The 11,997-nt window shown below is 60.3% G+C and carries 12 protein-coding genes and 1 tRNA gene; all 13 read right to left on the bottom strand.

Going from position 1 to position 11,997, the window contains the following annotated elements:
• Positions 1 to 1,142, bottom strand: a 1,142-nt coding sequence (locus KUL77_RS07580; RefSeq protein ID WP_297145269.1) for an aspartate kinase, incomplete at its 3' end; no start/stop codon positions are given.
• 195 nt (positions 1,143 to 1,337) lie between these two features.
• Positions 1,338 to 1,422: transfer RNA gene (locus KUL77_RS07575), tRNA-Leu, on the bottom strand.
• Positions 1,423 to 1,472: 50 nt separating this feature from the next.
• Positions 1,473 to 1,889 carry a preprotein translocase subunit SecG gene (secG, locus tag KUL77_RS07570; protein ID WP_297145267.1) on the bottom strand — a complete coding sequence of 139 codons (417 nt, stop codon included), beginning with the start codon at positions 1,887 to 1,889 and terminating at the stop codon, positions 1,473 to 1,475.
• A gap of 25 nt (positions 1,890 to 1,914) precedes the next feature.
• Positions 1,915 to 2,661: a triose-phosphate isomerase gene (tpiA, locus tag KUL77_RS07565; protein WP_297145264.1), complete on the bottom strand. Its 747-nt coding sequence runs from the start codon at positions 2,659 to 2,661 to the stop codon at positions 1,915 to 1,917.
• A gap of 10 nt (positions 2,662 to 2,671) precedes the next feature.
• Positions 2,672 to 3,625: a 2-oxoglutarate and iron-dependent oxygenase domain-containing protein gene (locus KUL77_RS07560; protein ID WP_297145261.1), complete on the bottom strand. Its 954-nt coding sequence runs from the start codon at positions 3,623 to 3,625 to the stop codon at positions 2,672 to 2,674.
• A 10-nt stretch (positions 3,626 to 3,635) separates the two neighbouring features.
• Positions 3,636 to 4,997: a phosphoglucosamine mutase gene (gene glmM / locus KUL77_RS07555; protein ID WP_297145258.1), complete on the bottom strand. Its 1,362-nt coding sequence runs from the start codon at positions 4,995 to 4,997 to the stop codon at positions 3,636 to 3,638.
• Complete coding sequence (gene accD, locus KUL77_RS07550) at positions 4,994 to 5,884, bottom strand: acetyl-CoA carboxylase, carboxyltransferase subunit beta (RefSeq protein WP_297145256.1); 891 nt, start codon at positions 5,882 to 5,884, stop codon at positions 4,994 to 4,996. The genes glmM and accD overlap by 4 nt, the downstream gene beginning before the upstream one ends.
• 45 nt (positions 5,885 to 5,929) lie before the next feature.
• Positions 5,930 to 6,739 carry a tryptophan synthase subunit alpha gene (trpA, locus tag KUL77_RS07545; protein ID WP_297145253.1) on the bottom strand — a complete coding sequence of 270 codons (810 nt, stop codon included), beginning with the start codon at positions 6,737 to 6,739 and terminating at the stop codon, positions 5,930 to 5,932.
• Positions 6,736 to 7,161, bottom strand: a complete 426-nt coding sequence (locus KUL77_RS07540) for a DUF3144 domain-containing protein (RefSeq protein WP_297145251.1) — start codon at positions 7,159 to 7,161, stop codon at positions 6,736 to 6,738. Before KUL77_RS07540 ends, trpA begins: the two co-directional genes overlap by 4 nt.
• 89 nt (positions 7,162 to 7,250) lie before the next feature.
• Entirely contained in the window at positions 7,251 to 8,489 is a 1,239-nt protein-coding gene (gene trpB, locus KUL77_RS07535; protein ID WP_297145249.1) for a tryptophan synthase subunit beta, read from the bottom strand.
• A 178-nt stretch (positions 8,490 to 8,667) separates the two neighbouring features.
• The gene (locus KUL77_RS07530; RefSeq protein WP_297145246.1) at positions 8,668 to 9,297 is read right to left on the bottom strand and encodes a phosphoribosylanthranilate isomerase; all 630 of its coding nucleotides are present in this window, start codon (positions 9,295 to 9,297) and stop codon (positions 8,668 to 8,670) included.
• Entirely contained in the window at positions 9,290 to 10,081 is a 792-nt protein-coding gene (gene truA, locus KUL77_RS07525; RefSeq protein WP_297145243.1) for a tRNA pseudouridine(38-40) synthase TruA, read from the bottom strand. Before truA ends, KUL77_RS07530 begins: the two co-directional genes overlap by 8 nt.
• A gap of 28 nt (positions 10,082 to 10,109) precedes the next feature.
• Positions 10,110 to 11,997: FimV/HubP family polar landmark protein (locus tag KUL77_RS07520; RefSeq protein WP_297145240.1), on the bottom strand; the 1,888-nt coding region annotated here is incomplete at its 5' end.

The following is an 11,997-nucleotide window of genomic DNA, read 5'->3' as shown; positions in this document are numbered from 1 at the left end:
GCCAGCACGTCGCCACTGATCAAATTTTCCGACGGGTCAAGCGACACGGTGACGTTGGTTTCGGCAGAGCCAATCAAATCCACCGACAGCCCATGCTTTTTGAACAGGGCAAACACATCGGCTAAGAAGCCCACCTGCTGCCACATGCCAATGCCTTCCATTGACACCAGCACGATGCCGTTGCGGCGGCTAATCGCTTTCACCCCCGGCACCGGCTCTGCGGCATCGTCGATACTGGTCCCCGGCAGATGCGGGCGCTCGGTATCGAGAATGGCCATCGGCACGCCGCCATTGCGACAGGGCCGCAGCGAACGCGGGTGCAGCACTTTGGCACCAGTAGTGGCAATTTCCTGGGCTTCGTAATAATCCAGCCGCGTAAGCAGGCGCGCGTCCGGCACTTCGCGCGGGTTGGCGCTGAACATGCCCGGCACGTCGGTCCAAATCTCCACGCGCTGCGCGCCAAGTAGCGCACCAAAATAGGCGGCCGAAGTATCCGAGCCACCGCGCCCCAAAATCGCCGTTCCACCGTCTTGGTGGCGGGCAATGAAGCCTTGGGTGATCAGCATCTTGCTAGGCTGGGACGCAAAATGCGTGCGCCAGTCGGGGTTACCCTGCCACTGGCAGTTCACCGATAGCCGCTGTGACCATGCACTTTGGTTGGGCTGCGGCGGCAGCGCGTCTAGCCATTCGCGCGCATCCATCCAACCGATATCCAAACCTTGCGCATGCAGATAGGCCGCGCCGATAGTGGACGAAAGCAGCTCGCCTTGGCCCAGCACCTCGGCCTGCCAGTCCAGCGGGCGGCTGGCTGCGCGCGGGTCGGTCAGCAGGCCACGCAGCGCGGCCAAACGCCCACCCAGTACGGTGTCGGCATCCAGCTCTAATTCAGCCAAGAATTCACGGTGGCGGGCTTCGAGCTTGGCCACGCGCTCGGCACTATCGGCGGCACCGTCGGCAATAGCGGTGAGCTCATTGGTGACACCCGACAGCGCCGACACCACCACCAACACCCGCGCTTGATGATCGCGGGCGCGGCCCGCGACCAGTTTTCCTATGTTGTCCCAACGCGTCCGTTTCGAAACCGACGTGCCACCAAACTTGAGAACAAGCCAGCGTTGATCGGTTGCAAGAGACAGAGACATAGGAAATAAATTTATGAAGTGGAGGGAATGCCGCCGCATCGCGCGGCAACCCTGCATTCTAGCCATCAATTGGCGCCAAATACCGCACCGCAGCATGACAACTCGTTATATTTATTTGCTCTCGCCACTTCTCAGAGCTGTAGCCCAATTTCTAGGCAATAAAAAACCCGCCATAAAGACGGGTTGTTTATGTAATGGTGCCCAAGAGGGGACTCGAACCCCTACGACCTAAATCGCTACCACCTCAAGGTAGTGCGTCTACCAATTCCGCCACCTGGGCAAATGCTACGGCTTGCGAGCCGGGCATTCTAATGCTTCTTTACGGTTTCGTCACTGCCCTTGTGCAGGATTTGCCGGTTTCTCTTCAGCCACAGGTGCTGCAGGCTGGGCAGACACCGCTGCCGGAGCCGCTGCAGGCGCAACCGGCACTTGTGCAACCGGTACCGCCGGCTTCGCCGGGGCCTGCTGCTGCGCCATTACGCCAAGATCAGCCTTACCTGGGCCACGATTTGCCTGCCTGCTGGCGTAAATCGCCAAGCCCATGCTGATGACGAAGAACGCAATCGCCAGCCACTTGGTGCTTTTGCTTAGGAAGTTGGAAGCACCACGCGCACCAAACACCGTCGCAGATGCACCGCCACCAAAGCCCGACCCAGCCTGTGCGCCCGAGCCTTGCTGCAGCAATACGAAAGCAATGATGGCGATCGCCACCAGTACGTAAACCACATTGATCAACTGCATCAACATTGTTGTGAATTCTCGCTTGAGAAAATCAAGCCGCCGCGTTGGCGATGGCCAAGAAATCTGCGGCCACCAATGCAGCGCCACCGATCAGCCCACCGTCCACGTCGGCCTGTGCAAACAAGGCGACGGCATTGTCGGGCTTCACGCTGCCACCATAAAGAATGACCAGTGAATCGGTAATTGTAGCACTTTTTTCAGCCACTTTTCCACGAATGAACGCGTGTACGGCCTGCGCCTGCTCCGGGCTTGCCGTGCGGCCTGTGCCAATCGCCCAAACGGGCTCATAGGCCACAACAGCCTGCGCAAACGCATCTACTCCGGCCAGCTCTAATACGGCCTGCAGTTGCTCTGCAATCACCGCCTCAGTGCGGCCTGCTTCGCGGTCGTCCAGAGATTCCCCAACACACAAAATAGGAGTCAACCCAGCCGCTTGCGCCGCCACAAATTTTTCTGCCACTTGCACGCTGCTTTCGGCGTGGTACTGGCGGCGTTCGGAATGCCCAACCAGCGTGTAGCGCGCGCCCACGTCGGCCAGCATCGAGGCGGCCACCTCGCCAGTATAGGCCCCCTTTGCATGGGCGCTAACATCTTGCGCGCCAACCGCTAGCGCAGTGCCCGCACAGCGCGCCGCAACTTCGCTCAAATAAGGAAACGGCGGCAGCACAATAAGTTCTACACCCGCAGGCATGGCAGCTTGAATACCATCCACCAGCGCAGCGGCAAACTCACGGCTGCCCTGCAGCTTCCAGTTTCCAGCAACAATCTTGCGGCGCATCAACAACTCCTTATTTCAGCTTAATCTCGCGCAGGCGCTCTTGCAGATAGCCTTCGGCGGTAATGGGTTCGGGATAACGGCTGGGGTTTTCTGGGCTGACGCACGAAGGCAGCACGTCGATCAAGAAATCCGGGTTGGGGTGCAGGAAGAACGGGGTGGAATAGCGCGGCTGGCGCGCCTTGTCACCCGGCGGGTTCACCACGCGATGGGTGGTGGACGGATACACATGGTTGGTGAGGCGCTGCAGCATATCGCCGATATTCACCACAATGGTGTCTGCGTCGGCGGTAAACGGCACCCATTCTCCCTGATGCGAAAGCACTTCCAGGCCCTCCGCACTGGCGCCCACTAGCAGTGTGATGAGGTTGATGTCCTCATGCGCACCGGCACGCACATTGGGAATGTCGTCGGTGGTGATTGGCGGGTAGTGGATCGGGCGAAGGATGGAGTTCCCCGAATTGGTTTTATCAGCGAAATAGTGTTCGGGCAGGCCGATATGCAGCGCCAGCGCGGAAAGCACTTGCGAACCCAGCGCATCGAGCGACTGATACAGGCCGTAGCCCACACGTTTGAACTCGGGCACTTCAACCGGCCACAGGTTCGGCGGCATGGTGTCGCGATATTTGGAGTCTTCGCCAATTTCGCGGCCGATATGCCAAAACTCTTTAAGGTCGAAATACTTCGAGCCTTTCGCGGTTTCAACACCAAACGGGGTATAGCCGCGCGCGCCACCACCGCCCGCAACGTGGTAGTGCTTTTTCACCTCATCCGGCAGGGCAAAGAACGCCTTGAACGTGGCATAGGCCTCGTCGATCTGCGTCTGCGGGATGCCGTGGTTGCGAATGCCTGCAAAGCCCCATTCACGATACGCAGCGCCCAAGGCATCGACAAAAGCCTGCCGTTCGGCCGGGCTTGCCGGATGGGTAAATTGGCGAATATCAAATGTAGGAATACGTGCGCTCATTGTGCTTACCTCAAATTGCTGCGGCCTTAACCGCATCGGCCAACGCCAATAGGGTGGACTCCATCAACTTGGCATCATCCGCCTCAACCGTGACCCGTACCACAGGTTCGGTGCCGGACGGCCGCAAGAAGGCGCGCCCGCGCCCTGCCACCGCCTGTTGCGCCACCTGCAACGCGGCTTTCACGCTTTCCGCTTCTGCGGGTTTGCGCCCGGTTTCAAAGCGCACGTTGATGGTTTTTTGCGGCACTCGCTTCAAACCCGCCAGCGCCTGCACCAGACCAATGCCGCGCCGCTGCAGCACTTCTAGCACCTGCAATGCGCTGACAATACCGTCGCCGGTGTTGGCGCGATCAAGGCACAGAATATGGCCGCTGGCTTCGCCGCCGAGTACGCCGTCGTGCGCAAGCAATTGCTGATGCACGTAACGGTCGCCTACTTTGGCACGAATAAACTCGATGCCGCGCGCGGTGAGCGCTTGTTCCAAACCATAGTTGGACATCAGCGTCCCCACTACCGGCCCGCGCAGGCGGCCTGTGTCTTGCCAGTCGCAGGCGAGGATATAGAGCAGGTCATCGCCATCACGCACGTTGCCTTGGCCATCCACAAACAGCACGCGATCGCCGTCGCCATCAAAGGCGATACCCAGCTCCGCGCCGGTTTCACGCACACGCGCCACTAATTTTTCTGGATGGGTGGAACCAATATTCTCGTTGATATTGAGCCCATTCGGAGTGACCCCGATCGCATCCACACGTGCGTCGAGTTCGGCCAATACGCGCGGCGCAAGTTGGTATGTCGCACCGTTGGCGCAGTCCACCACAACGCGCATACCGCCTAAATGGAAGCCTTTAGGTACCGAGTACTTGCACGCTTCGGTGTAACGGCTAACCGAGTCGCGGGTGCGGATCGCCTTTCCCAAACGCTCTGACGGTACGGTGGAAAAAGGTTTTTCCAGCGCCGCCTCAATGGCAAGCTCGGTAGCATCGTCGAGCTTTTCGCCGTGCGCCGAGAAGAACTTGATGCCATTGTCGTAATGCGGGTTGTGCGAGGCGGAAATTACGATTCCACCGTCAGCACGTAGCGAGTGTGTCAGGTGGGCGACCGCTGGCGTAGGCATGGGCCCCATGAGCTGCACATCAACCCCCGCCGCCACCAGCCCCGCTTCCAATGCCGCTTCAAACATATAGTTGGAAATACGGGTGTCTTTACCGATGACGACGAGTGGTTTACGCCACTCCTGCCGTGCATTGGCAGCCGCAGTGAGTGCGTGCCCATAGGCATTACCCAAACGCAACACGAAGTCTGCCGAAATCGGCCCTTCGCCGACATGACCACGGATGCCGTCGGTGCCGAAATACTTGCGTGCGCTCATGCGGCCTCTACTGTTTCCGTGGGAGCAGGTTGCTTCATCAACATCGCCAACAACTGCGCCAAACGCTGACGCATTTCACGACGATCGACGATTTGATCAATGGCACCGTGCTGGAGCAAGAACTCGCTGCGCTGGAAGCCTTCCGGCAGTTTTTCGCGCACAGTCTGCTCGATCACGCGCTGCCCGGCAAAGCCGATCAAAGCGCCGGGCTCGGCGATATTGAGATCACCCAGCATCGCGAACGACGCGGTGGTGCCGCCAAAGGTGGGATGGGTCAATACTGAAATGAACGGCAGACCGGCTGCACGCAGCCGCCCCAGCGCCGCCGAGGTCTTGGCCATCTGCATCAGTGAGAACATGCTCTCTTGCATGCGCATGCCGCCGCTGGCGGCAAAACACACCAACGGCACGCCCGCAGCCAGCGCGGCTTCTGCGGCACGGGCGAACTTTTCGCCACTGACCGAGCCCATCGAGCCGCCCATGTAGGCAAAATCCATCGCACAGGCGACCAGCGGCTGCTGCTGCAGGAGGCCTTTCATCACGATCAGCGAATCACGCTCGCCGGTGCTCTTCTGCGCGGCCTTGATGCGTTCTGCATACTTTTTCTGATCTTTGAACTTGAGCACGTCGGTCGGGCCCAGCGCAGCTTCAAGCTCTTGCGCACTCCCCACGTCCAGCAGCGCCATCAAACGCGCGCGCGCGCGGATCAGCATATGGAAGCCACACTTGGGGCAGACTTCGAGATTTTCTTCAAGTTCAGGGCGATACAGCGCGGCGCCACAGGCGCTGCACTTTTCCCACACGCCTTCCGGCACGCTGCGCTTGCGTTCGTTACCTGCATCGGTACGGATACCGGCACCCGGCATAAGTTTCTTGAGCCAGCTCATCGGATTTTTATTCCTTGGTTACATCCGGATTCAAACCGGGGAAGTCTAGCGCGGTTCGCCGTCCAGCGCTTCACGCAATGGACGCAAAAAGGCCGAGGCTCGCGCTGCGGCAGCGTCCTCATCGGCGCTTTGTTCCATTGCCGAGACCAAGGCACTGCCCACGACAACGCCATCGGCATGCGCGGCCATCGCGGCGGCGCTGTGCGCATCGCGAATACCAAACCCGGCAAATACCGGCACCGTGGCCCGCGCCCGCACTTGGATAAGATGCTCTGCGGCATCGGTCACGTTCAGGTGGCTGGCACCGGTGACGCCCGCATAGCTAACGTAATAAATATAGCCCTGCGCTTGCGCGCACAGGCGTTCGAGTCGGTCTTGCGGCGTAGTGGGCGATACCAGCGAAATAAGCGCAAGGCCATACTGAGAAAACGCGGCTTGATAGCTTTCTGCTTCTTCGGGTGGAAGATCCACCAGCAGCATGCCGTCCACACCCGCTGCAGCTGCGGCTGCGGCAAAACCGTCCGCACCGCGAATTTCCACAGGGTTGAGATACCCCATCAACACCACCGGCGTTTGCGCGTCGCGCTGACGGAAGGCACTGACGGTTTCCAGCACCCACGCCATACCCGCACCGCGTGCCAACGCACGCTCGGAGCTGCGCTGGATCACCGGACCATCGGCCATCGGGTCGGAAAACGGCACGCCTAATTCGATCACGTCCGCGCCAGCATCCACCAGCGCGTGCATGACCGGCACCGTTGCCGCAAGCGACGGATCGCCTGCGCTGATAAACGGTACCAGTGCCTTACGGCCTGCGTGTCGCAGGCCGTTTAGCCGTTGCTGAAGTCGGCTCATTCGTTGGCAGCAGCCGGGGCTTCAGCCTGCTTCAAACGGCCCACCTGCACGCCAGCCGCCTTGTACTCGTCGGCCAGTTCGGAGTCGCCAACATCAATGCCGCGCTCTTCGCCCATGCCATCCAAATGCTCGTTGAGCATGCGGCGGTACATGGTGCTCATGTAGTCGAGGAACGGCGCACGCTCTTCGGCAGCCGCGATTGGCTTGACGCTGGCCAAGAAGACGTGTGCGTTGAAGCGGGCTGCAGCAAACAGCGCGGCGAGGCTGATGTTCTTTTCGCCGTACTGCTGCGACTGCTTATTGGTGAGTTCTAGGTACTCGTTCACGCAATCGAAGAACTGCGGCGGGAACTGTTGACCATTCTGCGTAGCAGCCTGCTGTTCGGCCGAGTTCTGGGTTTGTTGCTCTTGTGCTTCGGCCATGGCCGGACTCCTGAATGAAAAATGAAACGACAATTCGGCATTTTCGCCGAAAAATGGCAAAAGACCAAACCACCTGCTGTAACAATGACTTACAGAGAAAGCCCCTCGCGTGCGGCGATGGTATGTACGTCTTTATCGCCACGCCCGGAGAGATTGCACAGCACGATGGCGTCTTTGGGCAGCTCGCGCGCCAGCTTGATCGCCTGCGCAATCGCATGGCTCGATTCCAATGCAGGCAAGATGCCTTCAGTACGGGTTAGGCGATGGAAGGCCTCCAAGGCTTCGGCATCGGTAATCCCTTGATATTCCGCGCGGCCCATATCTTTCAAGAAGGCGTGCTCAGGGCCAACACCGGGGTAATCCAACCCGGCCGAGATCGAATGCGTTTCCACAATCTGCCCATCATCATCACAAATGACATAAGTACGGTTGCCGTGCAGCACCCCTACTCGCCCAGCGGCAAGTGATGCCGCGTGGCGCCCGGTATCGATGCCATCACCCGCCGCCTCTGCGCCTACGATGCGCACCGACGGGTCGTTGAGGAAGGCGTGGAACAGGCCAATTGCATTGGAACCACCGCCCACGCAGGCGGTAATTGCATCGGGTAGGCGGCCGTATTCGCTCATCACCTGCTGCCGCGCCTCGCGGCCGACAACGGCGTTAAAGTCCCGCACCATGCGCGGATACGGGTCCGGCCCCGCCACGGTACCAATGATGTAGAAGGTGTCTTCGACATTGGTCACCCAGTCACGCATCGCTTCATTGAGCGCGTCTTTGAGGGTGGCCGAACCGGAGGTGACCGGCACCACTTTCGCCCCAAGCAGCTTCATGCGATAGACGTTGATCTTCTGCCGCTCGATGTCGGTGGCGCCCATATACACCACGCATTCAAGCCCCAACCGCGTGGCAACGGTGGCACTGGCCACGCCGTGCTGTCCCGCGCCGGTTTCGGCAATGATGCGCTTTTTACCCATACGCGCGGCCAGCAGTGCTTGGCCGATGGTGTTGTTGATCTTGTGCGCGCCAGTGTGATTAAGGTCTTCGCGCTTGAGCAAAATACGCGCGCCGCCTACTTCACGGCTGAGGCGCTCGGCAAAATAGATGGGGCTGGGGCGCCCCACGTAATGCGTGAGGTCTTTATAGAAGGCCGCAATAAAGGCCGGATCGACGCGCGCCGCATCATAGGCCGCAGCCAATTCTTGCAATGGGCCGATCAATGTTTCAGCCACAAAACGCCCACCGTGGCGGCCGAAATGGCCGTTCGCATCGGGATAGGCATGGTAATCAATCGCCGCTGATGCAGCGGGCAAGGACACTTCGGTGTTCATCTAGAAAGCTCCGAGAACCGGACGACGGCTGCACAGGGGCAACCCCAAGAAGAAAAACGGCTAGACGCCGTGAGAAAGCGCTGGGGCTTATCTTACCGCCGCAGCAGGCACGCGCCGCCATCGACGCAGCGAGCGTCCAAAAGGGGCAGCAGAGCGAGAGATCGTGTTCATCGTGGGGCTAGCGTACCTGATCTTGGCGCGCCGCAGCAACAAACTGCCGCATCGCCCGTGCGTCTTTAATGCCGGGCGCGGATTCGATGCCGCTTGCGGCATCAACCCCCCATGGATGCGCTGTGGAAATTGCTTCACCCACATTCTCTGGCCCCACGCCACCTGCCAGCAAAATGGGACGCGCCGTCTGCGCGGGCAGGCGTTTCCAGTCAAACCGCTGACCGCTGCCACCAGCTTCGCCCACGCCATGCCCATCCAGCACAAAACCATAGGCCGACGGGAAGCGCTCCATTTCGAGAAGCGGATCCACATCACCACGCATTGCAATGGCCTTGAAAAAAGGCAGGCCAAAGTGTGCGCAAAATGCGTCGTCTTCATCACCGTGAAACTGTAGATAATCGGGCTGCAGCGCTGCCGCAATGTGCGCAACCTCCGCTTCTGTCTGATTCATCAGCAGTGCAACCGCCGCCGTAGGCCCAAGCACAGCGGCGCGCAAGGTTTGTGCCTGCGCTACATCCAAACGCCGTTTGCTGCGCTGGGCAAAAATCAGCCCAATAAAATCCACTTCTAACGCAACGGCTAGGCGAACATCTTCTAGGCGTGTCATGCCGCAGAACTTGATACGGGTCTTAGACATCACCGCTCACCTCGTCCGGCAGCCCCCATTGCCGTGGGTACATGGGCGCAAGAAACTGCAGGCCCGATGCCGCCGCCGTTGGCCCGGCCTTGGTGCGATCACGCCCGGCCAGCAGTTCGGCCATCCAATTGATGGGCCGCTCGCCGCGACCCACCACCAACAGCGAGCCCACCAAATTGCGCACCATATGGTGCAAAAATGCGTTGGCCTGCACTTCTACCACGACCTCCGCACCATCACGCTGTACATTGATCGCCTGCAGGTTGCGCCGCGCGTGCGTGGCTTGGCACTGCGCGCTGCGGAATGCGGAGAAATCTTGCTCGCCCAATAACGCCTGCGCAGCGGTGTGCATCGCGTCTGCATCCAGTGGAAGGCGCTCCCAGCCAAGATACTGGCGCTCAAAACCAGGGCGGGCACTGCGGTTCAAAATGCGATAGCGATAGCGCCGCGCGCGCGCGGAAAAACGTGCGCTAAATGCCTCATCGACCGGAACGCACCAACGCACCGCCATCGTGGGCGGCAGGTTGGCGGTGACGCCCAGCACCCAGCCGCGCAGGTCACGCTGCGCGTCGGTATCGAAGTGAACGACCTGACAGCGCGCGTGCACACCCGCGTCGGTGCGCCCCGAACAAACGGTATCAACGGGGGCGTCGGCCACTTTCGATAGCGCAATTTCTAACGCTGTTTGCAGACTGCCGTCTTGCTCCAAACTCCCCGCTTGGGTAAGCCGCTGCCAGCCGGAAAACGTGCCGCCGTCGTACTCAATCGCCAGTGCAAATCGCATCTTAAAAATACATCTAAAGGCTGTGGGCTTAGCCCACCAATTTACTCAACATCCGCGCTGCTTCCGCGCCAACAGCCTCGTCTTCATCATCGAGCAGCTCCAGCAGAATTTGCTGTGCGGAAAATTCATCACCCATGTCCAAAAACGCTTTGGCGAGCTTGAAACGCTGCTCAGGAGCGGCCTGCGCAGGCGCTTCGTCGCCTTGCAGTTCGGCACTCGGTGCAGCATCGGGCGCAGCATTCGACTCAGCGTCAGGCAAAGGCTCCGCTTCTTCTGCAGCCGGCGTTTCATCGGTGGGTGTGGCTAGGGCGGAAAGCTCGGGCTGCTCGCCGCCGGTGCGCGCCACGTCTTGCTTCATCCACCCTGAGGTCCAGGTGGGCATCGTGACGCCGGATGGCGTTGTGGGCACGGTATTGAGATCGATTGTATTGTCCGCAACAGGTTGTGCGGGCGCTGAAATCTCAACAACTGCAGGCTCTTCTGCCGCGGCGGCATCGTCTAGTGCTTGCGCAAATGAGGGGGTCTGTGCAGGCGGTGCTTCGGCAGGCTTCATGCTTGCGGCCAGTGCATCGCTATCAAATACGCTGCGCCGCACTGGTTTCTTCGCGGGCTTTCTTCCGGCCAGCAGCCACGCTAGCAGCGCCAGTACAACAACGCCAATGCCTCCCCATACATAAGGAAGCGGGCTACTTTTGCTCGTTTGTTCTGGCGGCTGCGCGGTTGTAGCTGCGGGGGCCACTGTTTTAGCCGTGGTTGCCGCTTGATTGGCCGCGGCCAAACGCTGCTGCGCGCTGGCAAGCTCGGTGTCCTTCAGGGCAATCAACTGCTGCTGCTCAGACTTCAGTTTTTCGAGTGCCGCCACGCGCTCTTTTAGTTCGCCGATCTCAGCCGTTTTGGCTGCGATATCTTCATCGCGTTGACGCAATTCTTGCTGCAGCATGCTGCCCTCACCACCGGCACCGGTGCCGGACTTGTTGCCTGTCGCTTTTCCTGGCGCAGACGGCGGCACGATCTGCAGCCTGGCCCCCTGTGATGTTGTGGCGCTACGCGGAGCGCTTTCTGCTTTCGCTACGGCAGGCTTAGTGTTTTCCGCTGCCTTAGGCTTGGCAGTTGTTGCCGCTTCAGCCTCGGGCTGCCGCACCGCACGCCGCTGTGCCACCCATTGCTTCGCTTGTTGGCGCACCAGCTGTGTGGCTTCATCTGCACTGATGCCTGCCACATCCTCATGTGACGGCACGCGCAGCACGGAGCCACTGCGCAAACGGTTGATATTGCCTTCGCTAAACGCATCCGGATTGGCCTGCAGTAGCGCCAGCATCGTTTGGTCAAGGCTAAACGCTTTGCGCACTTCAAGACTGCTGGCAATCTTTGAAAGCGACTCACCCGGTTTAACGCGGCGCTGCTGCGCATCCTGTGTTTCGGCAACCGCAGCCGGCTTAGCGGGCACCGCCGCGGCAACGGCAGGCTTGGTTGCTGGCATCGCGGGCTTTGCCGGTGCCGCAGCCGGTGCGGGTTTAACCGCAGCCGCGCGCGGCGCTGGCTCACTGGCAGGCAGCGGCGCGATGGTGATGTCTGGGATAACCGGCGCAGCGGCAGGCGCAGGAGGAGTTGCAGGCGTCGCCGGCGGTGCTGGCGCGGTCGGCACGGCCGGAGTGGGCGGCGCCTCAGACACCGGCGCAGCCACCGGAGCCGCAATCACCGGCCTTTGCACTTGATTGGATGCAGAAGCCTGCGCGAGCTGCACACTCGCCTGTACCGGCGCAGCGGCGGTGGTTGGCGTGCCCACCAAGGCCGTGTATTCGCGCACGAGGCGTCCGTTGCCCCAGTCCACTTCAATCAAGAAGTCGACCATGCTTTGCTCAACCGGCTTCAGCGTGGTCACCCGAATAATCGGCTGGCCTTTGGCATTACTCCCT

It is taken from the genome of Thermomonas sp. (assembly GCF_019104945.1).
Classification (GTDB): domain Bacteria; phylum Pseudomonadota; class Gammaproteobacteria; order Xanthomonadales; family Xanthomonadaceae; genus Thermomonas.
This window is presented reverse-complemented; position numbering and strand designations above follow the sequence as displayed.

What these genes read in the sequence shown, in the direction of transcription:
- secG (WP_297145267.1), bottom strand. Translation starts at nt 1,889, where the DNA reads ATGTTGATGCAGTTGATCAATGTGGTTTACGTACTGGTGGCGATCGCC.
- tpiA (WP_297145264.1), bottom strand. Translation starts at nt 2,661, where the DNA reads ATGCGCCGCAAGATTGTTGCTGGAAACTGGAAGCTGCAGGGCAGCCGT.
- KUL77_RS07560 (WP_297145261.1), bottom strand. Translation starts at nt 3,625, where the DNA reads ATGAGCGCACGTATTCCTACATTTGATATTCGCCAATTTACCCATCCG.
- glmM (WP_297145258.1), bottom strand. Translation starts at nt 4,997, where the DNA reads ATGAGCGCACGCAAGTATTTCGGCACCGACGGCATCCGTGGTCATGTC.
- accD (WP_297145256.1), bottom strand. Translation starts at nt 5,884, where the DNA reads ATGAGCTGGCTCAAGAAACTTATGCCGGGTGCCGGTATCCGTACCGAT.
- trpA (WP_297145253.1), bottom strand. Translation starts at nt 6,739, where the DNA reads ATGAGCCGACTTCAGCAACGGCTAAACGGCCTGCGACACGCAGGCCGT.
- KUL77_RS07540 (WP_297145251.1), bottom strand. Translation starts at nt 7,161, where the DNA reads ATGGCCGAAGCACAAGAGCAACAAACCCAGAACTCGGCCGAACAGCAG.
- trpB (WP_297145249.1), bottom strand. Translation starts at nt 8,489, where the DNA reads ATGAACACCGAAGTGTCCTTGCCCGCTGCATCAGCGGCGATTGATTAC.
- KUL77_RS07530 (WP_297145246.1), bottom strand. Translation starts at nt 9,297, where the DNA reads ATGTCTAAGACCCGTATCAAGTTCTGCGGCATGACACGCCTAGAAGAT.
- truA (WP_297145243.1), bottom strand. Translation starts at nt 10,081, where the DNA reads ATGCGATTTGCACTGGCGATTGAGTACGACGGCGGCACGTTTTCCGGC.